Below are 24,622 nucleotides of genomic sequence, written 5' to 3'. Positions count from 1 at the left end.
ACCTTCCTGCTCCGGGCGACCTGCCGGGCAGGCCGCCAATCTTCAATCGCGCCCTATTGCCTTACTTGCCGCTGTTGGCGTCCTGGTTGTCCTGGCCGGTGGCGTCGTCCTGGGGCGAGTGCATCTGGATGGATGCCTTCTCGGAGCTGGATTCGCTGGATTTGTCATCGGAGCTGCCAAAGCAGCCACTGAGCAGCACGGCACATAGGGTGAGTCCGACCATGCCTATTCTGGAAACCATCTTTCTACCTCCACATCGATTTCCGGACCCGCCAATACCGGGGCCCGTGTAAGAAAGTCGACCGTCGATCGTCCTGGATGGTTCGAAGCGGAGTGAGGGAAACCGGATACAGGTAGTGCCTCTTTCGTGATACAGGTCAACCCCACCGGTCAGTCTTTCACGCTTTTTTGACAATTGGATGATTTCACATCGCTACCCTGACATTTCATTCATCGAAAGGGAGCCCTTACGTGCTAAAAACGTATCCGCTCATCTCCAAAATGAATCATTACGGGCGCAAGGTATGGTCGGCCAGATCGGGAAATGGCATATTGCCATTCCACGATTTAGTTGATGATTGAGAAGTACATCATGACTTTAGCGCCTAGTACCGATCAGGTAATCAGTACCCCTCGCCGTGCCCGTCGTACCAAGCACTACGAATCCCAGTACGACTTTCACAATCGCTTGCTCACCCGGTGTGAAGACCGGATCGAAGAGCTTGGCATGCTCGACAATATAAGTCGGGATGAAAAGATGACTCACCTGCAGAACATCGAACTGCTGGCCAATACCGTCTTGGCCCAGACTGAAGAAGAGGACCTGATCAAGCGCGCCCAGGCTGCACTTCGGTACAGTCGCGAGCAAATGCTCGAAGCGTGATCAGCCAGAGCCCAGGGATGGGCTCAAGCATCATGCCTGTCACGTAGCCGGTAGCCGACCCCAGGCTCGGTGATGATGTACTGCGGAGCAGCAGGGTCATCGCCCAGCTTCTGCCGCAAATGCCCTACCACGACACGTAGGTAATGGGTGTCCTCAACATGGGACGGGCCCCAGATTTCCCTGAGCAGATGTTGCTGGGTCACGACGCGCCCCAGATGGCGGGCAAGATGCTCAAGCACTGCGTATTCCTTGCGCGTTAGGGCGATGTCGTCGTCCTGCACCGTGACGCGGCGAAACGCGAAATCTACCTTGAGTGCCCCTAGGGTAAGGGCCGATTCTGTCTGCGGTTGCATGCTCCCCTGCCGTAACAACGCCCGAACACGCGCCAAGAACTCCTGGATTCCGAAGGGCTTGGTAACGTAGTCGTTTGCGCCTGCATCCAGCGCACGGACCTTTTCCTGCTCATCAGCCCGGACCGACAGGATCAGCACCGGCACGGAGGACCACTCGCGAATCTCCTTTAACACGGTCTGCCCATCCTCATCCGGTAGCCCAAGGTCCAGCACGACCAGATCAGGTCGCTCCAGCGCCGTCTTGGCCAATCCTTCTGCACCGGTGGCAGCCTCGATGACCCGATAGGTTTGGGCCGTCAGGCTGATGCGCAGGAATTTGCGAATCTGCGGCTCGTCATCGACGATCAGGATCAAGGGTGCATTTGTGGTCATGGAAGCCTTCAGAAAAAGCGAACACTTGCCGCATGCTACGTTATTGAAAGGCGAAACGCCTCAGCCCTCGCTGTCGCCGAGCGGTTGTGGATGCAGCGGCAGATGCAGGGTCAAGGTCGCCCCCCTTCCGTCCAGGCCGGTATCAACGGTCACGCGACCGCCATGCGCGCCCACCATGCCTTGGCAGATTGCCAATCCCAGCCCGGTCCCCTGTCCGCCTCGGTCACCCCTCGCAGCGGTGTAGAACATATCGAAAATCCGGGCACGTTCCCCCTCTGGAATACCGGGGCCCTGGTCGCTCACAGCAAGGCGGATCTCTTTATCATCATGCTCGACCGCAACACGCAGGCGCCCGTGCTCCGGGGAAAACCGCGCCGCGTTTTCCAATACGTTAATCAGGGCCTGTTCGATCAGGGCAGGATGCACATAGAGCAGCGGCATATCGGGGGGAACCGATGTTTCGACATGCAGCGGTGCCAGTACAGGCTTCAGTCGGCTCAGGGCGCTGGCCACGACGTCGCCTGGGGAGACCCAGTCGCGGGCCAGCTGCAGCCCGCCATGACCCAACCGGGTCATGTCGAGCAGGTTCTGGATATACCGATCCAGACGTTCGGCCTCAAGGCGTGTCGTGTCCAGAAGCGATTGGCGATCCTCGGCGCTGATACTGTCGCCCAGCGTGGCCAATGTGTCGATAGAGCCGCGCATGGCGGTAAGCGGGGTGCGCAGGTCATGCGATACGGAGGCCAGCAAGGCGCTGCGCAACTGCTCGGTTTCCCCATGCAGGCGTGCAGCCTCCAGGTCCTCGGCCAGACGCGCCCGCGCCAGCGCCTGGGCCAGCGGCTGACCCAGCGCAGCAAACAGCCGACGCTGCTCGGCGCTCAGGCTCCTGCCGTCTTTCAAGGCGATACCCAGCAGCGCCAGAGGGCCTTCTTCGGACGCTAGGGGCCACCACCACCAGCGCCCATGGGGCAAGGTATCCGTTCCATGGCCGGCTGGCTGCTCGTGCTTCCACGCCCAGTCAGCCGCGGCACGCTCGCTTTCATTCAGGACGCTGGCGGCTCCAGCCTCGACATGCCACAGCTCATGGCTATTCCGGCTCATCAGGCAGACCTCGATGTCGGTGGAACTCAGCTGCTGCGCCGCAGCCTTCAGTACTGCCTGCCGGTCAGTGGCGGCCGTCAGCTTGCGGGAGAGTTCAAGCAGGGCGCCGGTTTCGGTCTGGGCCTGTCTAAGGCTGTTCAGCTGCCCTCGCTGGCGGGCCGCCAAATTGCCGGTGAGCGTTGCCATGAACAGAAAGAACATGAGTGTCAGCACATCCTGTTCACGTTGAATGGTGAACGAGAACAACGGCGGGATGAACAGAAAGTTATAGGTCAGAAAACTCAGGACCGCGCACAGGATGGCCGGACCACGGCTACTACGAATGGCGACCAGCAAAACGGCGGTCAGGAACACCAGCGAAATATTGGGAAGCTCCAGCAGGCTGGAGGCGGCCTTGGCCAGAAGGGCAGCGCCCACGGTAGCGCCGATCGCCAGCAGGTAATTCCGGCCATTGCGTTGGGGCACCTTTGGCAGGGAGGTGCCTACCTCCTCACGGGCGTCCAGCACACTGATCTCAAGCCCCGCCTCGAACTGTAGCAAGCGCGAGGCCAACCCAGTACCAAACAGACGGCGAACCCAGGTGGGCCGGCTGCGCCCGACCAGCAACAGGCTGGCCCGTGTCTCTACGGCGTGATTCACCAGGGATTTCGCCACCTCCCCGGCCCGTAGAATGACCACTTCACCCCCGAGCCGCTCGGCCAGACGCTGGGCGGCTTGCAGGCGGGCGCGCTCGGCCTCGTCCTGTGTCCGGCCGGTCTCGACATGCACCAGGCTCCACGGCAGATGCCGGCGCTCCGCCACGCGGCTCGCATGACGCACCAGCCGCTCCGCCTGACCGTCACCGTTGACCGCCACCAGCAGACGCCCCAGGAGCGCCGGGGCATCCTCCCCCTGGGCGCGATAACGCCGGGCCAGATCCGAGTCGACCCGCGCCGCTGCCGTCTGCATGGCCATCTCGCGCAGGGCGGTCAGATTGGTCTGACTGAAAAAGGCATCGATGGCTGCCCGCGCCTGCTCGGGCACATAGACCTTACCCTCACGCAGCCGCTCCAGCAGCTCGCGCGGCGGCAGGTCGATCAGAACGATCTCATAGGCATCCTGCAACAGCCGGTCCGGCACGGTCTCGCGCACCTGTACGCCGGTCACATCACGAACCTGATCGTTCAGGCTTTCCAGATGCTGGACGTTGACGGTGGTGTAGACATCGATCCCGGCGGCCAGGAGTTCTTCGATGTCTTGCCAGCGCTTGGCGTGGCGGCTCCCCGGCGCATTGGTATGCGCCAGCTCATCGACCAGCACGAGCCGGGGTGGATTGGCGAGTACGCCGTCCAGATCCAGCTCCGCCAGATGCATGCCCCGGTAGTCGTATCGCCGTAGCGGTTGTTGCGTAAGACCGGCGACCAAGGCTTCGGTCTCCGCGCGTCGGTGGGTTTCCACAACGCCGATCCGCACGTCCACGCCCTGTCGCTGCAAAGCCTGGGCAGCCTGGAGCATGGCGTAGGTCTTGCCGACACCGGGCGCCGCGCCCAGGAATACCTTTAGCCGGCCACGTCCTTCGGCGTGGTCGGCAAGCAGTGCATCGGCGCGCTCGGCGGCATCGGTCATCGCGTACGCTCATCTAGGGCCAGATTAAGTTGCAGCACATTAACCACTGGCGGCCCGATCAGGGAGCGTTCCGTATGCTCGACGACCAGTTTTTCCAGCTCATCGGCCGGTATGCCGCGCGCCTGGGCTATCCGGGCGATCTGATAACGGGCGGCAGCCGGTGGCAAATCCGGGTCAAGTCCGCTGCCCGACGTCATGACCAACGCCAGCGGCGTCGGCCCACTGCCCTGCTCATTCCCCAGCGACTCGGCGATTCGCTGTACCAGTGCCGGGTTGGACGCCGCGAGATTGCTCGCACTGCTGGACACCGTGGCAAAATCACCCGCCGAGGGACGCGGGTGGAACCATTGGTTTCCGGTAAAGGGCTGTGCGATCAATGCCGAGCCGATGACCTGACCCGCCGGGTTGCGAATCAGACTTCCATTGGCCTGGCTGGCAAAGGCGGTCTGCCCGACACCAGCGACCACTAGAGGGTAGGCCACTCCAGTGATCAGGCTCAGGACCAGCATCATGGCCAGGGCGGGACGAACGTGCGCAAACATAACGATTCTCCTAAGGAAGACTGGGCGCTCAGGCCAGCCCTACGGCAGTCAACAGCATATCGATCACCTTGATGCCCACGAACGGCACCAGCAGGCCGCCGAGGCCATAGATCAGCAGGTTACGGCGCAGCAACTGGCTGGCATTGGCGGCCTGGATACGCACGCCGCGTAGTGCCAGGGGAATCAGCACCACGATAATCAGGGCATTGAACACAATGGCGGACAGGATCGCGCTTTGTGGACTGTGCAGACCCATCACGTTAAGCGCGCCCAACTGCGGATAAATACTGGCGAACAAGGCTGGCAGAATGGCGAAGTACTTGGCCACGTCATTGGCGATGGAAAAGGTGGTTAGCGCACCACGTGTAACCAATAACTCCTTGCCCACCTGCACGACATCCAGAAGCTTGGTAGGGTCGGAGTCCAGATCCACCAGGTTGGCCGCTTCGCGAGCCGCCTGGGTGCCGTCGTTCATGGCCATGCCTACATCAGCCTGGGCTAGCGCCGGAGCATCGTTGGCTCCATCACCGCACATGGCAACCAGCTTGCCGTCCGCCTGTTCCTCACGGATGCGGGCCAGCTTTTTCTCAGGCGTGGCTTCGGCGATCACATCATCAACACCCGCCTCGGCCGCAATCGCCGCGGCGGTCAGCGGGTTGTCACCGGTTACCATCACGGTGCGGATACCCAGCTTGCGCAGCTCGGCGAAACGCTCACGGATACCGGGCTTGACCACATCCTTCAGGTGAATGGCTCCGAGCAGCTGCCCATCGGCGCAGACCAGTAGCGGTGTTCCGCCATCCTTGGCAATGCGGTCGATCTCGCGGGCCAGCACATCCGGCAGGTGGCTGCGTGTCATGCCTAGAAAACGCAGCACGGCGTCCACTGCCCCCTTGCGGTAGACGTGGCCGTCCCAATCAATACCGGACAGGCGTGTCTCGGCGCTAAAGGTGATCGGCGTGACCGCATCACGGGCAGGCTCGTTCATGGGATGTAGGGCGCGCAGGTATTCGACGATGGATTTGCCCTCAGGGGTATCGTCCACCAGTGACGCCAGCAGGGCGCCTTCAGCCAGCTGTTTGGCCGTAACGCCGCTTGCCGCATACATGGCGCTGCACCGGCGGTTGCCAAAGGTGATGGTGCCGGTCTTGTCCAGCAGCAGCGTATGCACGTCCCCGGCAGCCTCCACAGCACGGCCGGATTTGGCAATCACGTTCAGTCGCACCAGACGATCCATTCCGGCAATGCCAATGGCCGAAAGCAGGCCGCCAATGGTGGTCGGAATCAACGTCACCAGCAGCGCTGCCAGGTACAGCATGGGCAGGTCGCCACCGGCATAGCGAGCAAAGGGCTGAAGCGTAGCGACCACCAGGAGAAAGATGAGCGTCAGGCCGATCAGCAGGATATCCAGCGCGACCTCGTTAGGCGTCTTTTGCCGTTTGGCCCCCTCCACCAGGGCGATCATGCGGTCTAGCGTAGATTCGCCCGGATTGGTTGTGATGCGCACCAGCAGCCAGTCCGAGACGATCTGGGTATTGCCAGTTACGGCCGAGCGATCCCCGCCGGACTCACGGATGACCGGGGCGGATTCGCCTGTAATAGCCGCCTCGTTGACAGCAGCGATCCCCTGGACGACCTCACCATCTCCCGGAATCAGCTCACCTGCCTCGACGCGAACCACATCTCCTTTGCGCAACCCCACGGCCGGCACCATTTCGAACAGACCGTCCGCGGTCTGGCGACGGGCCATAAGGTCCTGCCCTACGCCTTTCAGGCTATCGGCACGCGCCTTGCCGCGTCCTTCGGCCAGGGCTTCGGCAAAGTTGGCAAAGAGCACCGTGAACCACAGCCACAAAGTGATTTGTACGGCCACGGCAGTACTCACTCCGGCTTGCGGCAAAAAGCACAGCACGGTGGTGAAGACGGCGGTCAGCTCCACAACGAACATGATCGGCGAGCGCACCAGCTGCCGTGGGTCCAGCTTCACAAAGGCCTGGACCAGCGCTGCCTGCCAGAGCGGTTTGCCGGGCGCAGGCGCAGCGGCAGCAGTGGTCGGTTGGGTATGCATGTTCATATCAATGTCCACCGAAAAGCATCAGTTGATCGGCAATCGGCCCAAGGGCCAGGGTCGGCAGGAAGGTCAGGCCACCTACTAGGAGGATGGTCAGGGTTAGCAGCGTGACGAACAGCGGGCCGTGAGTAGGAAAGCTGTTTGGCCCCTGCGGTACGGTACGCTTGGCGGCGAGGCTCCCGGCAATGGCCAGTACCGGCAGGATGTAGCCATAACGGCCAAGCAGCATGGCCAGCCCCTGCATCAGATTGTGAAAGGGCGTGTTGGCACCGAACCCGCCAAAGGCCGAGCCGTTATTGGCGGTGGCGGAGGTATAGGCATAAAGCAATTGGCTGAAGCCGTGGGGGCCGGGGTTGCTGATGGCCGATACCGGTCCCGGCAAGCTGATGGCCAGAGCCCCCAGCACCAGCACGCCCAGCGGCATGACCAGGAGTGTTGCCACCAGCAGGCGAACTTCCCGTGCTTCAAGCTTCTTGCCCAGGTACTCCGGGGTGCGCCCCACCATAAGCCCGGCCAGGAACACCGCGATCAGCACGTTGAGCAACATGCCGTAGAGCCCGGCGCCTACCCCGCCAAAGATGACCTCGCCCAGCATCATGTTGAACAATGCCACCAGCCCGGACAGCGGCGAAAGGCTGTCATGCATTGCATTGACCGACCCGTTGGAGGCCGCCGTGGTGGCAACCGACCAGAGTACCGAGGCCGTGATGCCAAAGCGGCTTTCCTTGCCTTCCAGCGAGGCGTTCTGCTCAACCGCCAGCGAGGCCAGGGCCGGATTGCTCTGCCATTCGGACCACAGCGATACGCCTATGCCGATCAGCAAAAGGCCCAGCATGCAGGCCAGAATCGCCCGGCTCTGCCGCAGATCCTTCACATAATGGCCAAAGGTAAACACCAGTGCGGCCGGGATCAGCAGCAGCGAGACCATTTCCAGGAGATTGCTCAGCGCCGTCGGGTTTTCGAAGGGGTGCGCGGAGTTCACTCCGAAAAAGCCACCGCCATTAGTGCCCAACTGCTTGATGGCGATTTGACTGGCGGCTGGCCCCAGCGGCAAGGCCTGCGTACCGCCCTGGACCGTCTGGGCGTCAATATAGGCCGAGAAGGTTTGCGGCACGCCCTGCCAGATCAGCAGCACGGCCAGCACCAGGCTAAGCGGTAGCAGAATATAGAGCGTCGCGCGGGTCAGATCGACCCAGAAATTACCCAGCGCCAGCGCGCTGCGGCGGGTAATGCCGCGGCTCAAGGCTACCAGCACGGCAATCCCGGTCGCAGCGCTCACGAAGTTCTGTACGCCCAACCCTACCATCTGGCTGAAATACGACAGCGACGCCTCACCGCTGTAGGCCTGCCAGTTGGTGTTGGTGACAAAGCTGATCGCCGTGTTCAGTGCCAGGGTCCATTCTAGCCCCGGCAGATGCTGCGGATTGAGCGGCAGATACGCTTGCAGCAGAAGCATCAGGAACAAGGCCAGCAAACCGACCAGATTGAACATGAGCAGTGCCAGGGCGTATTGCTGCCAGCTCTGCTCATGATGGGAATCGACTCCGCCAAGGCGATAGCCCACCCGCTCCAGCGGTGCCAGGACCGGGGTAAGCCAAGTGCGCTCGCCTTCGATGGCACGGTAGAAAAAACGCCCCAGAAGAGGCGCTGGCGCTAGGAACAACGCCAAAAACAGGACAATCAACAAGCCATCGGCAGTGCTCATGGTCGTGGCCTCACGAACGGTCGGCGCGCATCAGCGCCACCAGCAGGTACACGAACAGGCCCACAGCCAATAGCAGGCACAGGCTATCCAGAACGCTCATGACTCTCTCCTTTACGCGGCACGACCGCTGATGGAGAGCATTGTCGGGAGGAGTCCTGTAAAGGATCGAGACGTAAGCCCCCAGGGAGGCGTAAAGAAAGCGTTAAGAAATGCAGGGCGACCCGTCAGACCGGCCCTGCAAGGGAAGCATTACACCTTGAACTGGCCGAGCAGATGACCCAACTGATCGGCAATGCCACGCAGCTGCTGACTGGCCTGACTCGTCTGCACGCTTGCAGTGGCGTTGATCTGAGCAAGGCCGGCCACCTGTACGACGCTCTGATTGATCTCCTCCACCACATGGGACTGCTGCAGGGTAGCGCTCGCAATCGAGGCGTTCACCGTTGCAAGGTTACGCAGGGTCTGGTTGATCTGCTCAAGGCTGTCGCTGGCCTGACTGGCCTGCTCGATGGTGTGCTGCGAAGCCTGCCGGCTCTCCTGAATGACCCGAACCGCCGCGCCCGAATTGGCCTGCAGCCGCTCGATCATGGCATGAATCTCCTGGGTGGACTTCTGGGTGCGCTGTGCCAGAAGCCTGACCTCATCGGCCACTACCGCAAACCCGCGCCCCTGCTCACCGGCACGTGCTGCCTCGATAGCAGCGTTAAGAGCCAGGAGGTTGGTCTGGTCGGCAATGGAGCGGATCACATCCAGTACGGTGCCGATCTGGGTACTCTCCTGCGCCAGTGATTCAATGACCTCGGCGGCCTGAAGAATGGTGTCTGACAACCCTTCGGTCTGGTGGAGGCTGGTCTGGATACTGACCTGCCCCTGATCGGCCCGACGCTCAGCACTCTGCACCTCGCCCGAGGCTTGCTCGGCGTGGCGGGCCACATCCTGGATGGCATGTGTCACTTCATTGATAGCCGTGGCGAGCATATCCATCTGCTGGGTCTGGGTGTCGCTGTGCCGCTGGCTTTGGGCCGCAATGGCACCCAGCTCGCCCGAATGACGATCCAGCGAATGAGCGGCCGTCAGTAGCTGACGAATGAGTTCACCCAAATGCTCCGAAAACCGGTTGAAATGACGGCCCAGTTCAGACAACTCATCACGGCCCGACGTGTCGAGCCTGTGGGTCAGGTCGGCCTCACCACTGGCGATATTGGCCATCGCCTTAACGGTCGACGTCAGCGGTCGGGTAATGCTGCGCTGAATGAGAAAGATCAAGACGCCCATGAGCAATACGATGACTGCCCCGACGCCTGCCGTCTGCCAGACCTGTGCGCGAAACTCGGCCTGCAGATCATCCAGGTAGACGCCTGTTCCCAGCACCCAGCCCCAGGGCTCGAACTGCTTGACGTAGGAAACCTTGGGCACCGGCTCACTGGCGCCGGGCTTGGGCCAACGGTAGGCCACAACCCCACCGCCGTTTTTCGCCACGACTACCATCTCATTGAACAGCGCTTTGCCGTCAGGATCTTTATAAGTAGAAAGGTCCTGCCCGTCGAGCTTGGGGTTCATCGGATGCATGACCATGCGCGGTTGCAGATCGTTGACCCACAAGTAGTCGTTGCGATCGTAGCGAAGCGCTTTGAGCACGGCCAAGGCGCCTTGCTGCGCCGCCTCACGGCTGAGCGTGCCGCCCGCTTCCAACGCCTGGAAATGTGTGAACACACCCAGGGCGGTTTCGACCACATGCTGCGTCTTTTCGGCCTTGCCCTGATAGAGGTGCTCATAGGATGCCCTGAGCGTCAGCGCGCCGAAGGCCAGCAGCATCAGCGCCGCGACAGTCAGGATCAACCACAGACGCGCGCGAACGGGGTATTTGCGTAAGACATCCATGCAACAGGCTCCTGTTTATTCTTGTTGAAGCTCACATGACATGACGGTGCCCGGACTCTTTTTGGGCTATCTTTAGATTCATCGACTCCCTTTCAGGGATCTGAAGCCCGACCCGATGACTGGCTACGCTCGCCCGGCCAGTGGCCCATCGGGCGGATGCGACGGAATGAAGCAAACTTTCGCCTAAACCTTCGCGTCTATTGGCCGATAGTCCTGGCAGCTAAGTTGAATTCCTGAACAGGTCACCCATGCCCAAGCACAACCCGTCCGATGACTCCCTCTCGCTGCTGCTGTTCTCACTGCGCAGCGGAAAGCTCATGGCCATCAACCTGCTCAAGGTCAGCGAAATCATTCCGTGCCCGCCCCTGACACGCATGCCTGAGTCGCATCCGCACGTCAAAGGCGTCACGACCCTGCGAGGCGCCTCGCTATCGGTGATTGACCTGAGCCGTGCCATTGGCGAACAGCCCCTGGCCGACCCTTCTGGTGGCTGCCTGATCGTGACCGAGATCAGCCGTACCAAGCAGGCGCTACACGTCCAGAACGTTGCCAAGATCATTCACTGCCGGTCGAGCGATATCATCCCGCCCCCCTTCGGCTCTGGTAGTCGCGCGTTTGTCACCGGCGTGACCCAAGTGGAAGGCACGCTGGTTCAAGTGTTGGATATCGAAAAGGTTATCCACGGTATTGCACCGCCTGCCATACCGCAGACGCCTTCGGCTCTGAACGAAGAAGACATCGAAGCCCTGGAGGCAACGCGTATCTTGATCGTGGATGACAGCCAAGTCGCGCGCAACCTGTCGCTTCATGCCCTGCAGACATTGAATATCCGCTGCCATGTTGCCCGCAGCGGCAAGGAAGCCATTGAAAAGCTTCTAGAGCTACAAGGCACAGATGATGAGATCAACGTGGTTGTCTCCGACATTGAAATGCCGGAAATGGACGGCTACGCCTTTACCCAGAGCCTGCGCGAGAGTCCGGACTTCAGCAGCCTCTATGTGCTGCTGCATACGTCACTGGATAGCTCCATGAACAGCGACAGGGCCAAGAAGGCAGGTGCCAACGACGTACTCACCAAGTTCTCGCCACCGGAGCTGACCCGCTGCGTGATTCGAGCGGCCCATGCCGTTCAGGGGCGCTGACCTCGCCTGCCAGCCTCGATACGGTAGAATGTCCGGGTCCGGTGAAGATCCGGGCATTCCAACCGTTACCCTGTGAGGCTTTATGGACCCGAAGGATCTGCAACTGCTGGTGACCCGTGAAATGCCCTATGGCAAATACAAGGGTCGCGTCATTGCCGATCTACCCGGCCATTACCTCAACTGGTTCGCCCGTGAAGGATTTCCCAAGGGCGAAATCGGCCGCCTGATCCAGCTGATGCAAGAGATCGACCACAACGGTCTGTCACCGCTGCTCGAACCGCTGCGCAAAGCGCACCCGCCCAAGTCTGGAACCCGTTTTCCAGACAAGCCCCCGCGACCCAAGCGGTTCTCCTTCGACTAGCCGTCTCTCTTCCGCCTGAACACCTGAGGCGTTAGGACAGCGCGCTCCGTGTTCATCGCATTCCAGACGACGCAATCAAGTTGCTATCAACTCGTTATTGATAACGATTATCATAATATATAGCATCCGCATCCTATCTCCGCGTCTGGCGGTTCTTACCAAGGAAAAGAAGAAGAAATGCGGCGTCTTATCGTCCCCGTGCTCTCTCTGCACGCCTTCACCTGCTATGCCCAGGAAACCCCATCCGACTCCGAGCCAGCCTCGTTATCGCAGATGGAAATCACAGCCAACGTGACCGAAAGCGCTCAAGGCCCCGTTGAGGGTTATCGGGCAACCCGTTCGGCCAGTGCCACCCGTACCGATACAGCCATCCACGAGACGCCGCAGTCCATTAGCGTAGTGCCGCGTCAGGTCGTAGAAGATATCGGTGCCACCCGCCTTGAAGATGCCCTGGACTACGCGGGGGGCGTAGAACGAGGCAACAACTTTGGCGGACAGGGTCTGACTGAGTTCCTGGTGCGGGGCTTTAGTACCCAGGAGTTCTACCGCAACGGTTTTGCCGTCAACCGTGGCTATCCCAACATGCCGGATGCCAGCACGATCGAGCGCCTGGAGGTACTTCGTGGCCCTGCATCCATGCTCTATGGCCGAGGCGATCCGGGCGGCACGTTCAATATTGTCAGCAAGCAGCCCCAGGCCGATCGGAAAACTGTTCTGGGCAGCCAGTTCAACACCCAGGGGCTGCGCCGCGGTACGCTGGACACCACCGGCGCACTGGATGAAAACGCCGAATTTACCTATCGTCTGAATCTGGTGGCTGAAGGCAGCGACAGCTTTCGTGACCATGTGGAAAGCGAACGGTACAACGTAGCACCCGTGCTGCGCTGGCAGCTGAGCGACCGTACCGCCGTGATCCTAGAGGGCGACTACCTGCACAACCGCCATCCTATGGATCGGGGCGTTACCCGTTATGCCACCCAGGCCGGTCAGCTTCCACGCGATCGTTTCCTGGGCGAGGAGGACGCCGGCAAACTTCGTAATGAAAACGCCACCACCCAGCTGCGTCTGGAACACCAGCTCAATGACGACTGGGCCATTCGTGGCGGCGTGCAGTATCTCGACGGTAGCCTGGACGGCGGCGCCGTAGAGAACAATGGACTGGCAGCCGATGGCCGCACCATTGGCCGGAACTATAGCGAGCGCACCCTGGAATGGGACGATATAGCCTTCCAGACCAACGTTGAAGGCCACTTCAAGACGGCGGGTTTTGCTCACACCCTGCTGGCTGGTGTCGAGTACGACGATTTCAATTACACATCCTTTATCCGCCGCTCCAGCGGCAGCGCCAGTGCCTTCCCGCTCGACCTCTATGCGCCGGTGTATGGCCAGCCGCTGCCTGCCCTGACCCGTACGACCACCCATGATGACGAGAACCTGAAGTCTTACGCGCTGTACCTGCAGGATCAGGTCGAACTTACCGACCGACTCAAGGCCCAGGTTGGTGCGCGGCTGGAGCGCTTCGAGCAGCAGTACACGAACTACCTGTCCGCATCAGGCAGCTGGGAGCAAGCACATAACGCCGTCTCGCCTCGCTTCGGCCTGGTGTATGACCTGACCGACTCGCTGGCCGTGTATGCCAACACGGCTCGCTCGTTCAAGCCCAACCGGGGCGCCGATCGCAGCAGCCAGGCCTTCGACCCGGAAAAAGGCATCGCCTACGAGACCGGCATCAAGTACGACGTGCCGGAGCATGACCTGAGTATTACGGCAGCCCTGTTCCATATCACCAAGGAAAACGTCCTTACATCGGACCCGCTCGACAGCAATTACCAGATTGCGGCAGGCGAAGTGCGCAGCCGTGGCTTCGATCTCAGCCTGGCTGGCAATATCACGCCGCAATGGCGCGTTATTGGCGGTTATGCCTATGTCGATGCCGAAGTGACCAAGAGCACGACGTCCACCATGCCCACCGGCAGCCGTCTGGCAAACGTTCCCAAGCACAGCGTGAATCTGCTCAATACCTATGAATTCGATTCGGGTCTGTTGAGCGGGCTGGGCGTGGGCGTAGGGCTCAAATACGTAAGCGACCGCAAGGGCAGCACCTCGTCCACGGCGTTCGACATGTCGTCCTATACCGTTGTCGACTTGCTTGCCTATTACCCGCTGACCGACCGTATTCGCCTGAACCTCAACCTCGACAACGTCTTTAACGAGGAATACGACGAACGTGCCTGGGGTTCGATCTGGGCTTACCCCGGTGCGCCACGCACCCTGCAGGCCGGAGTTTCCATCACCTTGTAAGCCGAACGCGGCGTGTGCCGGATTCATCGCCTGCACACGCTTCGCTTTTATCGAAACGCTGTATCCCGTCACGCTCGCTACAGGAACCTCGACATGAATACCAAGCACACCCTGGTGGCCGCCACCCTTGCGCTGTCCGTTTTCAGCGACTCGCTGTTTGCCCATGCGCTCTGGCCGGAAGAGCGCCGCGGCCAGATCGAAGTGGTCTTTGGCGAAGGCGCCGAAGAAGACGCCTATGACCCGGCCCGGATTTCCGGTGCCTGGGCATACGACACCTCCGGCAAGCCCGTACCGATCACGGTTGAAAAACAGAGCGACCATGCGCGTCTGAAACCGGCCGCTACACCAGCGGTGCTGGCGGTTGCTCTGGACAATGGCTATTGGGCACAAGGCCAGGACAAGAAGTGGGTGAACAAGGGGGCAACTGAGGTATCGGGCGCCCTTGCCTCAGGACGCTATTACAAGTACAGCCTCGCGGTTATGGAAAAAGGCGCCAAGCTGCCCTCTCTGGACGCACTTAAATTCGCCATTATTCCTCAGCGTGATCCACTGGCCGTAGAGCCCGGTGAGACGCTGGAAGTGCAAGTCCTGCTCGACGGCAAGCCCGCCTCCGGTATCAAGTTGTACGACGATGTGATCAATGACCCTGATCACGTCAGCGTCACGACCGATGCCCAGGGCCGGGCACAGATTACGGTGCGCCATCATGGTCGTAACGTGATCGGCGCCAACACGGAAGTCAAGCAGGACGACCCCAACGGCCGCGTGCGCGGGATGTTTTCCACCCTGGTCTTTGTCAGCCCGAGCGACCACCACCATTGATGCCGGCGTAGACCTCTGAAACAGCCCAGTCACCGCAAAGCCGTTCAAGTGCATTTCGGTAACCGGGCTGTCAGTACCGGCCGAACGCAGTATGATCCGTGCTCCGCTGATCGCGAAGTCTGCCATGCGCCTGTCCCGTTCCTCGCGTCTGTTCGTTGCCTCGCTCGTCATCGTGGCCGGTGCCGTGCTGGTGGCCTATGCCGCCACACGTCAGGCTGAGCGCTATGCCCTGCGCGAAGCCGGTGCCCTGAGCGAAGAGCAGCTGCACCTTTATGCCCGCAACCTGCAAACCCTGATCGACCGCTACCGCTCCTTACCCGCCGTTCTGGCACTTGATCCCGAGATGAGCCAGAGTCTGGCCGGGCCCCTGAGTACCGAAGCCCAGCATCGGCTCAACCTTAAGCTCGAACAGCTCAACCGGGCCGCTGGCTCATCCACGTTAGAACTGCTCGACCGCACGGGCCTTGCCGTGGCTGCCAGCAACTGGCGCCTGCCCACCAGTTATGTAGGGCATAACTACGGGTTTCGTCCCTATTTTCTACAGACGCGCACCCGGGGGGCAGGTCGTTTCTATGCAGTAGGCGTCACCACAGGCATACCCGGCTACTTTCTCTCCCAGGCGGTGACGGCCGACGATGGCACCTTTCTTGGGGCCATTGTGGTCAAGCTGGAATTTCCAGAGCTTGAACACTCCTGGAGCCAGCAGCCGGATATCATCCTGGTAAGCGATGCGCGTGGAATCGTGTTTATCGCCAACCAGCCGGGGTGGCGCTACCGCATCCTCGAGTCGCTAAGGCCCGATGACCATGCCGAACTTGAGGAGACCCGGCAGTACAACCGTCAGCCCTTGTTGCCACTCACTTATCAGCCCATGAACACCCTGGCGCAGAATCAGCGCCTCACCCGGGTCCACGGCCCCCTGGGCGTGCAGGATTTTCTCTGGACCTCACTGCCCCTCACCGAAGAAGGCTGGACGCTGCACCTGCTGCGCGACCGCTCTCGTCTTCCTGCCACGGCCCAGACCACGGGCCTTGCGGCCGCCGGTGCCTGGTTTGCCCTGGTCTTCGCCCTGCTCTTTCTTCAGCAGCGACGGCGTCTGGCCCGTGAGCGCCAGCGCAGCCGTGATGAGCTGGAGCGTCTGGTCGAGGCCCGTACTGCCGACCTGCGAACCGCCCAGGACGGTTTGATCCAGGCCGCCAAACTGGCCGCGCTCGGGCAGATGTCCGCCGCCCTCGCCCATGAGCTGAACCAGCCGCTCACAGCCCAGCGCATGCAGCTGGCCAGCGTTCGCCTCCTGCTCGACCAGCAGCGTCACGATGAGGCTCGCCAGAGCCTTGTCCGTATCGATGAACTCCTGGGCCGCATGGCTGCGTTGACCGGTCATCTGAAAACTTATGCCCGCAAGACGCCTGCCGGTCTTCGCGAACCGCTGGATCTGGCCTGCGTAGTAGACAAGTCCTTCGAGCTGCTGGCACCACGGGTCCAGAACGAGCGGGTCGACGTCAGCCTGCGCATGAGCCGACCCGCCAAGGTGCGTGGTGATGCCATCCGTCTTGAGCAGGTGCTCGTCAATCTCCTGCGCAATGCACTGGATGCCATGGCGGATAAATCGATTCGCCAGCTGGATATTGCCCTGACACCCGAGCGAGGCCGTTGGCTACTGTCCGTCACGGACTCCGGCGGCGGGATCGCGGAAGAACATCTGAGCCAGGTTTTCGATCCGTTCTTCACCACCAAGCCGGTCGGTGAAGGATTGGGCCTTGGCCTGGCCGTGTCGTACGCTATCGTCCACGAACTGGGCGGCGAGCTGACGGTTGACAATACGGCCCAGGGCGCGCGTTTTATGTTGGCCCTGCCCATGGTGATCGAAGAGGACCCGACATGACGGACCGCGTAATCGTCATCGATGATGAATCCACTATCCGGGAAGCCATCCAGCAATGGCTGCAACTCTCGGGGTTCGAGGTCGCGTTGTATGCCAGCGCCGAGGCCTGCATGGCGCAGCTGACGCCCGACTTCGCCGGTGTGATCATCAGCGATGTCCGCATGCCCGGCCTGGACGGGCTCTCCCTGCTCGAGCAGCTTCAGACCCTGGACAAAGACCTGCCGGTCATCCTGCTGACCGGCCACGGCGATGTGACCATGGCCGTCGAAGCGATGCGCCAGGGTGCCTATGATTTCCTGGAAAAGCCTTTCAGCCCCGAGGCCCTGCTCGGCAGCCTCAAGCGCGCCCAGGAAAAACGCCGTCTAGTGCTCGAGAACCGGCGCCTGCACGATCACTCGGACCAGAAAGCTCAGCTGGCTGCACGGCTGATCGGCTATTCACGCCCCATGGAAACGCTGCGCAGACAGGTGCTTGAACTCGCCAATACGCCCGTCAATATCCTTCTGCGGGGTGAAACGGGTAGCGGCAAGGAGCTGGTCGCCCGTTGCCTGCATGATTTTAGCACCCGTAGCGCCAAGCCCTTTGTCGCGCTCAACTGTGCCGCCATCCCCGATACGCTGTTCGAGGCTGAGCTGTTCGGGCATGAGAGCGGCGCCTTTACCGGGGCAACCGGCAAGCGGATCGGCAAACTGGAACATGCTAACGGCGGCAGCCTGTTTCTCGATGAGATCGAAAGTATGCCTCTCGCCCAGCAGGCCAAGCTGCTGCGAGTCCTGCAGGAGCAGCAGCTGGAGCGGCTCGGCTCCAACCAGAGTATTCCTGTGGACCTGCGCATCATTGCCGCCACCAAGCCTGATCTGCTGGAAGAAGCCCGTGCCGGCCGGTTCAGAGAGGACCTTGCCTACCGTCTCAACGTAGCGGAGCTTTATCTGCCACCGCTGCGCGAGCGCCGTGAGGACATCCCCCTTCTGTTCGAGCATTTTCTCCAGCAGGCTGCCAAACGCCTGGGACGCGAACCCGGCACGCCCAGTGGCAACCAGTTGGCACGCCTTCTGGCCCATGACTGGCCGGGCAATGTCCGGGAGCTGGCCAACGCGGCCGAGCGGCATGTGCTGGGCCTGGATAGCGGCGCTTCGCAATCAACGGCGGACCTTTCCCTCTACGAGCAAATGGAAGCCTTCGAGGCGCAATGCCTGCGTAATGCGCTGGCCCGGCACAAAGGCGACATAAAGGCGGTACTGGAGGAACTCAAGCTTCCACGTCGTACCCTCAATGAAAAAATGCAGCGCCATGGGCTGATGCGGGAAGTCTTTCTGGAAACGGACGGCTGACCCAGGCGTAACCGCCGGCGACCATAGGCGGAAATCCGCTTATGGTTTAAAGGCCTTCGGCAAGATTCCGCTTACATCCTCCTCTACAACCCTCTGGATACGGCCAGCACCCTGATGGCACGCCTCGTGCAGTCAGGATGACAAGCCGTGCGTTCACGCAGCGGCATACAACAATGATAAGAGAGGATTCCGAATGGAAAGCACCGCCACCCTGGCCGCGGGCGTAACGCCCAAGACCACGTCACAGCGCATCAGATCCATCTTCAGTGGCTCCGTTGGTAACCTGGTCGAGTGGTACGACTGGTACGTCTATGCCGCCTTCTCGCTTTATTTCGCCAAGGCCTTCTTTCCTCAAGGCGACCTCACCGCTCAGCTGCTGAACACGGCCGCCATCTTTGCCGTAGGTTTTCTGATGCGTCCTATCGGCGGTTGGCTGATGGGCGTTTATGCCGATAAAAAAGGGCGTAAGGCTGCGCTGATGCTGTCGGTCGTCATGATGTGCGGCGGCTCGTTGATCATCGCACTAACGCCCAGCTATGCCACCATCGGGGTAGCCGCTCCCGTCCTGCTGGTGCTGGCCCGCCTCTTACAGGGGCTTTCCGTAGGGGGCGAATACGGCACCTCTGCCACGTACCTCAGTGAGATGGCAACCAAGGAACGCCGTGGCTTTTTCTCCAGCTTCCAGTACGTCACACTGATCTCAGGCCAGCTCATCGCCCTGGCAGTATTGATCATCCTGCAGCTGACATTGACCAACGAGCAGCTGGAAAGCTGGGGCTGGCGCATTCCGTTCCTGATCGGTGCGGCCTGCGCTGTCACCGCGCTATACCTGCGCCGTGGAATGGAAGAAACCGCCTCCTTCAAGAAAAAGGATGAAAGTGTCGTCCAGGAAAGCCTGATGCGTACGCTGATGCGCCACCCCAAGGAGCTGCTGACCGTGGTAGGCCTGACCATGGGCGGCACCCTGGCGTTCTACACCTACACCACCTACATGCAGAAGTATCTGGTAAACACCGTAGGCATGAGCAAGTCCGACTCGACCATGATTTCGGCGGCCACGCTGTTTCTCTTCATGCTGCTGCAACCCGTAGTAGGCGCGTTGTCCGATAAGATCGGCCGTCGCCCCATCCTGATCGCCTTCGGGGTACTGGGCACGATATTCACCGTTCCGATCCTGTCTGCGCTGCACACCATCCAATCCATGTGGGGCGCGTTCTTCCTGATCATGGCGGCACTGGTCATCGTTAGCGGCTACACCTCGATCAATGCGGTGGTGAAAGCCGAGTTGTTCCCCACTGAAATCCGTGCCCTGGGTGTGGGTCTACCTTATGCACTGACCGTTTCGATCTTTGGCGGCACCGCGGAATACGTAGCCCTGTGGTTCAAGAGCATCGGCATGGAGACCGGCTACTACTGGTACGTTACCGGCTGTATCGCCTGCTCGCTTCTGGTCTACCTGTTCATGAAGGACACGCGCGACCACTCCCGCATTACCCACGAGTAACCCTTCCCCAGAAGGCCCCGCAAGGGGCCTTTTTTGTCGCAGCCAGCATCAATCAGGACGCTTTTGCCATAACTAGGGGATAGCCCTTGCGCAACGCATGGTCCATGATCCGAACAGCATTTCTTGTGGCTTCGGATTGTTTATGAGGGTCATCACCCGGCTGGTATCATCCTTTCGTCAAACCTGGCAGCACCTGAGCGAACGACTCGGCGATGCTGAAAACCTGAGTACCCTGCTCTGGGCCATTCCAATCGGGATCGTCGGGGCGCTGGTCACGCTGGGCTTTCGCCATGCGATTGACCTCATCCATCTCGCGGCCTTCGGCAAAACGGCCGACGTGGTCGAGCTGGCCCAGTCCAGCGAATGGTACATGCGCCTGATCGTGCCTACGCTGGGCGGGATCGTGGCGGGCTTCCTGCTCCTGCTCAGTCGGCGCTATACCAAAGCCACGGCGCATTCGGATTACATGGAAGCCATCACCTTGGGCGATGGCCGTATCCCGGTTCGGCAGACCCTGGCACGCAGCTCATCTTCGCTGTGCTCGATTGCCACCGGCTCCTCCATTGGTCAGGAAGGCCCGATGGTGCAGCTGGCCGCCCTCTGCGCCTCTTTGGTGGGTCGCTTTCGCACGATCTCACCGGAGCAGATGCGGACCCTGGTGGCCTGCGGGGCCGCAGCCGGGATTACCTCTGTATACAACGCCCCGATTGCCGGCGCCTTCTTCGTGGCGGAGATCGTATTGGGCTCCATCGTGGCGGAGCGCATGCCTCCGCTGATCATGGCGTCCGTGGTAGCCAACCTCACCATGCGCTCACTGCCGGGGTATCACTCGATCTACAGCGTACCGCTGTTCGAGCCCCTGAGCCTGTCGCAAGACCTGATGTTCATCCTGCTGGGTATTCTGCTCGGCGCGCTGGCCCCGCTCTTTCTCTGGCTGCTGGAACACTCACGCAAGCGAATCGACCAGATTCCCCTGCCGCTGCCCATCAAGCTGGGGTGCGGCGGGCTCGTGGTCGGCCTGATTTCGATCTTCTATCCACAGACCTGGGGTAACGGCTATAGCGTCATCAATGACTTCATCAACCACCCCTGGCCCTGGACAGCCGTGGCGGCTCTGCTGGTCTTCAAGGTCCTGGCGACAACCGCCTCAGCCGGTACGGGAACGGTAGGCGGCATCTTCACGCCGACCCTGTTTGTCGGCGCCGCCATCGGTGTGCTGTTTGCCAGCCTGGTCGAGCATCTCGCTCCTACCCTGCATGCGCCAACCTTTACCTATGTCGTGGTCGGCATGGGCGCGTTTCTCGCTGCCACCAGCCGGGCGCCGCTCATGGCAATCCTCATGGTGTTCGAGATGACGTTGAGCTATGACATCGTGCTGCCGTTGCTGCTGTGCGTGGTGGCTGGCTACTACATCAGTGGCGCATTCTCGCCCCGCTCCATGTACGCCGTGACCGCCAAAAACAACGAACTCTGGAAAGCCCGTAACCAGACGCGCAACCTCAAGGTTAAAGCCATTCTTAACGAGGGCGCGCAAACCGTACCAGCATCAGCCACGCTGGAAGAAGTGCTGCAAACGTTCCGCGAGCAGATCGTCAAGTTTGTGTACGTAATCGACGAAAATGGCCTGCTGGTCAAGATCGTCGCGCTGCGAGACCTCAACAGAGCCCAGGCGGCTGGAACACTTGATGCCAACCTGCTCGCCAGGGACCTGCCGGGTCATACACTTCCCCTGCTGCACCCCTACGATAACCTCACGGTTGCCCTGGAAGCCTTCCTGAACCATCCCGGCGAACGCCTGCCGGTGGTAGAAAGCCAGTCCTGCCCCAGGCTTTTGGGCTATATATCGAAAAGTCAGGTCCTGGCGCACCTGAAGCTGTATTTATAAGGCGGGTCTTGCAGGGTATCGCCCCGGTGGCAATGCCCTGCTGTCTCTTGCGTCAGGCTTCAATGCGGGAAGACCCAATCCTCTCTCACCTTTTCGCCTTTGTGCTGTCCAAGCCATCATCTATCGAGCGTCCCGCGCCGCGCCTGCACATTCAGGCCCTGCGCACTCGATTCGTTGAATTGATTCACCCTGACAGGAGTGACCTGCATGACACTAAGCGAATTAATGGGAACACTCCGCTTTCTCAAGGATGCCGAGATGCTGAAGGATACCCTTCGCACCGCCTATACCCGCTCGGGAAAGCAGGAGAGCACCGCGGAACACACCTGGCGGCTATGCCTCATGGCCATGGTGTACGAAGACGAACTTCAGGGCATCGACTTTGCCAAGCTGCTGAAAATCTGCCTTATCCATGACCTGGGCGAAGCCATCAGCGGTGATATTCCGGCCGTGCTGCAGCGACCGGGCCTGAGCAAGTCCGGGCAGGAGCGCCAGGACTTGCAAACCCTGCTGGCCTCGCTCCCCGCGGAGCGTCAGGAACGTTTTCTGGCGTTGTGGGACGAGTACGAGAACGGCTCCTCTCCAGAGGCCAAGCTTGCTAAGGGCCTGGATAAGCTCGAGACCATTCTCCAGCACAACCAGGGCTTGAATCCGCCAGACTTCGATTATGGCTTCAACCTGAACTACGGCCGCCAATACACCTCCGCACACCCACTACTGGCCGCAATCCGTGAGCAGCTGGACGAAGAAACCGAACGAAAAACCGTCGTATAGCAGACTTACATCAAGTGATACCGGGCCTTCCCGGCCCGCTTCGCCTCGTACATCGCGGTGTCGGCAGTATTGATAAGATCATCTGCCGTACGGGCCGAGCCCGGTATGTAGAGCGTGATGCCTATGCTGGCACTTACCTTGGCTTCATAGCTTTCCAACCAGATCGGCTTCTGGATTTTCTCGAGCAGTTGCCCCGCTAATCGACATGCATCGTTCACTCCGTCGACCAACCCTTCCAGAATGACCGTAAACTCATCGCCGCCCAGGCGGATAGCCTCATCGGACTTGCGGATACTACCTTGCAGCCGTTTCGCGATTTCAATGAGCAACGCATCGCCGGCATTATGGCCTTGAGCATCATTGACAGCCTTGAAACCATCGAGATCAAGAAACAGTAGTGCCAGCGTCGCCCGAGTACGCTCAGCCCGTGCAATGGCCTTGGGCAGGACCTCAAGCAGTGCGCGCCGGTTCAGCAACCCCGTTAGCGCATCATGACGCGCCTCGTGCTCACGCCTCGCTTCGGCAGCCTTGCGCTCAGAGATATCATGCAAAAAGGCACTAAAAAAGGATTGTCCCTCCACATTCAGTGCTCGAAGGCGTATCTCTATTGGAACATCGGACCCATCTCGCCGTATCGCAGGCAACTCCAAGCGTTGATTGAGGACTTTCGCTTCCCGAGTCGCCAGATAGCGTGCCATTCCTGCCAGATGCGCCTCACGCATCGAAGGAGGAATAATCAGCTCGCTTACTGGCTGGCCCAGGGCTTCTTCTACTGTCCAGCCAAACGTTTCGACGGCCTGACGGTTCCAGGCTGTGATAATGCCGAGCTCATTAACGCGGACATAAGCATCATTAGCATGCTCGATCACGCTACTAAGTTCCGCCTCCCGGCGACGAAGCGCCTGCTCGGAGTGTAGCTGGTGCGCCATCGCCTGAGATAACTGCTCATTGGCACGTTGAAGCTCATAGGTTCGAAGCACTACGCGCTGCTCCAGATCCTCCCTCAGGGCCGCCAGTGCCTCTTCGGCTTCCTTACGCGCATGAATATCGGTAACGATCGTCACAATACTGCTGGCATTACCGTTTTGATCTTCCAGCCGGCTGACATTCAAACGAACCCATATCGAATCGCCCTGCTTGTTGAGTGCGCGCCGTTCCAGGTCGATGGCATCTACCTTTCCGGTAATCAACCCCTCAGCCAGCTGCTTGAACTCGGCTAGATCGTCTGGATGAATGAGTTCCCAGAACGTCAGTTTCTTAATTTCATCGCGGCTGTAACCCAACATTCGACAGAGTGCATCATTGATATCGATCCAATGATCATTTTTGCCTACCAGGGAAATTCCTACCGCGGCCCGTTCGAAAATGGCACGAAAGCGCGCCTCACGTGTCTCGAACACCGCTTTCGACCGTTTGACGTGACGGCGGGCCAGCAGGGTTGTTTCGCGCAGCTGAACCTCATGACAGACCAGGGCGGCCAGGTCGTTGAGCGCCTCAAGCTCCTCTGCTTCCAGCCTGCGCGGCGTTGTGTCCATGACACACAATGCACCGAGCGCCAGTCCTTCGATACTCGTGATGGGGATCCCGGCATAAAAGCGAATATGCTTGCCACCCTTGACGAGATGATGGTTTTTAAACCGCTCATCCAGCGTTGTGTCTTCGATAAAGATAGCCTGCTGCGCCAATACCGTATGAGCGCAGAAAGAGGACTCCCGACTGGTTTCCACGATATCCAGGCCAATCTGGGACTTGAACCATTGCCGCTTGTCATCCACCAGCGAGATATAGGCGATGGGCATACCCAGTGTACGTACCGCCAGCCGGGTAATCCGGTCGAAAAAAGGCTCGGCAGGCGAATCCATCAGCTCAAGCGCATTCAGGACGCGCAAGCGCTCGGTTTCGTAGGAAGGATCGGCTGCTGGCAACATGGCAATGGTCAGGCTAAAGCGGGACTATTTCACAGTCTGACAGATAAGCAGCCGTTTCTGCTCATGGTTTCGTCAGGCCACAGTATGTCATTGATAGCGTTTTGATCCGATCAACCTGAACCAGTACGCCTTGTCATGTCTCGAACCATAACGTTTCAGTATCAGGTATCCATGAG

General features: G+C 60.2%; 19 protein-coding genes and 1 pseudogene. 10 read left to right on the top strand and 10 right to left on the bottom strand.

What is annotated here, in order from left to right; translation table 11 throughout:
• Positions 1-61 precede the first annotated feature (61 nt).
• Entirely contained in the window at positions 62-241 is a 180-nt protein-coding gene (locus EAW52_RS04800; RefSeq protein WP_074822038.1) for a hypothetical protein, read from the bottom strand.
• A 351-nt stretch (positions 242-592) separates the two neighbouring features.
• Here EAW52_RS04800 and EAW52_RS04795 point away from each other — a divergent pair, with 351 nt between their 5' ends.
• Positions 593-883, top strand: a complete 291-nt coding sequence (locus EAW52_RS04795) for a hypothetical protein (RefSeq protein WP_162997586.1) — start codon at positions 593-595, stop codon at positions 881-883.
• A 23-nt stretch (positions 884-906) separates the two neighbouring features.
• On the opposite strand, the gene EAW52_RS04790 is transcribed toward EAW52_RS04795, so the two are convergent.
• From EAW52_RS04790 to EAW52_RS26735, 8 genes and pseudogenes are all read right to left on the bottom strand, one after another.
• Positions 907-1,608: a response regulator gene (locus EAW52_RS04790; RefSeq protein WP_122041604.1), complete on the bottom strand. Its 702-nt coding sequence runs from the start codon at positions 1,606-1,608 to the stop codon at positions 907-909.
• 60 nt (positions 1,609-1,668) lie between these two features.
• The gene (locus tag EAW52_RS04785; protein ID WP_122041603.1) at positions 1,669-4,314 is read right to left on the bottom strand and encodes a sensor histidine kinase KdpD; all 2,646 of its coding nucleotides are present in this window, start codon (positions 4,312-4,314) and stop codon (positions 1,669-1,671) included.
• Positions 4,311-4,856 (bottom strand): potassium-transporting ATPase subunit KdpC, encoded by a 546-nt coding sequence (kdpC, locus tag EAW52_RS04780; RefSeq protein WP_122041602.1) that lies wholly within the window; start codon positions 4,854-4,856, stop codon positions 4,311-4,313. The genes EAW52_RS04785 and kdpC overlap by 4 nt, the downstream gene beginning before the upstream one ends.
• Before the next feature lie 28 nt (positions 4,857-4,884).
• Positions 4,885-6,930: a potassium-transporting ATPase subunit KdpB gene (kdpB, locus tag EAW52_RS04775; protein WP_122041601.1), complete on the bottom strand. Its 2,046-nt coding sequence runs from the start codon at positions 6,928-6,930 to the stop codon at positions 4,885-4,887.
• 1 nt (position 6,931) lies between these two features.
• A complete protein-coding gene (gene kdpA, locus EAW52_RS04770) occupies positions 6,932-8,632 on the bottom strand; it encodes a potassium-transporting ATPase subunit KdpA (protein ID WP_122041600.1) in 1,701 nt (566 codons plus the stop codon).
• A 10-nt stretch (positions 8,633-8,642) separates the two neighbouring features.
• Positions 8,643-8,732, bottom strand: coding sequence for a K(+)-transporting ATPase subunit F (gene kdpF / locus EAW52_RS04765; protein WP_010795812.1), 90 nt, complete (start codon positions 8,730-8,732; stop codon positions 8,643-8,645).
• A 149-nt stretch (positions 8,733-8,881) separates the two neighbouring features.
• Positions 8,882-9,610, bottom strand: a complete 729-nt coding sequence (locus EAW52_RS26740) for a methyl-accepting chemotaxis protein (RefSeq protein WP_372238902.1) — start codon at positions 9,608-9,610, stop codon at positions 8,882-8,884.
• Between the two features lie 132 nt (positions 9,611-9,742).
• Positions 9,743-10,447: pseudogene (locus EAW52_RS26735) on the bottom strand (cache domain-containing protein); the annotation flags it as partial.
• 314 nt (positions 10,448-10,761) lie between these two features.
• On the opposite strand from EAW52_RS26735, the gene EAW52_RS04755 reads away from it, so the two are divergent.
• From EAW52_RS04755 to EAW52_RS04715, 9 genes are all read left to right on the top strand, one after another.
• The gene (locus EAW52_RS04755) at positions 10,762-11,655 is read left to right on the top strand and encodes a chemotaxis protein (RefSeq protein ID WP_010795814.1); all 894 of its coding nucleotides are present in this window, start codon (positions 10,762-10,764) and stop codon (positions 11,653-11,655) included.
• An 82-nt stretch (positions 11,656-11,737) separates the two neighbouring features.
• Complete coding sequence (locus tag EAW52_RS04750) at positions 11,738-12,016, top strand: DUF3820 family protein (protein WP_083397824.1); 279 nt, start codon at positions 11,738-11,740, stop codon at positions 12,014-12,016.
• Positions 12,017-12,193: 177 nt separating this feature from the next.
• A complete protein-coding gene (locus EAW52_RS04745; RefSeq protein ID WP_122041598.1) occupies positions 12,194-14,317 on the top strand; it encodes a TonB-dependent siderophore receptor in 2,124 nt (707 codons plus the stop codon).
• Between the two features lie 93 nt (positions 14,318-14,410).
• The gene (locus tag EAW52_RS04740; RefSeq protein WP_122041597.1) at positions 14,411-15,139 is read left to right on the top strand and encodes a DUF4198 domain-containing protein; all 729 of its coding nucleotides are present in this window, start codon (positions 14,411-14,413) and stop codon (positions 15,137-15,139) included.
• A gap of 91 nt (positions 15,140-15,230) precedes the next feature.
• On the top strand, positions 15,231-17,024 hold the full coding sequence (locus EAW52_RS04735) for an ATP-binding protein (RefSeq protein WP_122041596.1): 1,794 nt from the start codon (positions 15,231-15,233) through the stop codon (positions 17,022-17,024).
• Positions 17,021-18,355 (top strand): sigma-54 dependent transcriptional regulator, encoded by a 1,335-nt coding sequence (locus tag EAW52_RS04730; RefSeq protein ID WP_122041595.1) that lies wholly within the window; start codon positions 17,021-17,023, stop codon positions 18,353-18,355. The genes EAW52_RS04735 and EAW52_RS04730 overlap by 4 nt, the downstream gene beginning before the upstream one ends.
• A gap of 193 nt (positions 18,356-18,548) precedes the next feature.
• The gene (locus tag EAW52_RS04725; protein WP_122041594.1) at positions 18,549-19,859 is read left to right on the top strand and encodes an MFS transporter; all 1,311 of its coding nucleotides are present in this window, start codon (positions 18,549-18,551) and stop codon (positions 19,857-19,859) included.
• Between the two features lie 142 nt (positions 19,860-20,001).
• Positions 20,002-21,744 carry a ClcB-like voltage-gated chloride channel protein gene (locus tag EAW52_RS04720; RefSeq protein WP_122041593.1) on the top strand — a complete coding sequence of 581 codons (1,743 nt, stop codon included), beginning with the start codon at positions 20,002-20,004 and terminating at the stop codon, positions 21,742-21,744.
• A 207-nt stretch (positions 21,745-21,951) separates the two neighbouring features.
• The gene (locus EAW52_RS04715) at positions 21,952-22,518 is read left to right on the top strand and encodes an HD domain-containing protein (protein ID WP_122041592.1); all 567 of its coding nucleotides are present in this window, start codon (positions 21,952-21,954) and stop codon (positions 22,516-22,518) included.
• Positions 22,519-22,523: 5 nt separating this feature from the next.
• On the opposite strand, the gene EAW52_RS04710 is transcribed toward EAW52_RS04715, so the two are convergent.
• A complete protein-coding gene (locus EAW52_RS04710; protein ID WP_122041591.1) occupies positions 22,524-24,446 on the bottom strand; it encodes a PAS domain S-box protein in 1,923 nt (640 codons plus the stop codon).
• Positions 24,447-24,622 lie beyond the last annotated feature (176 nt).

Origin of the sequence: Pseudomonas sp. LTJR-52, from assembly GCF_003691465.1 — a bacterium.
GTDB classification, from domain to species: Bacteria; Pseudomonadota; Gammaproteobacteria; order Pseudomonadales; family Pseudomonadaceae; genus Chryseomonas; species Chryseomonas luteola.
This window is presented reverse-complemented; position numbering and strand designations above follow the sequence as displayed.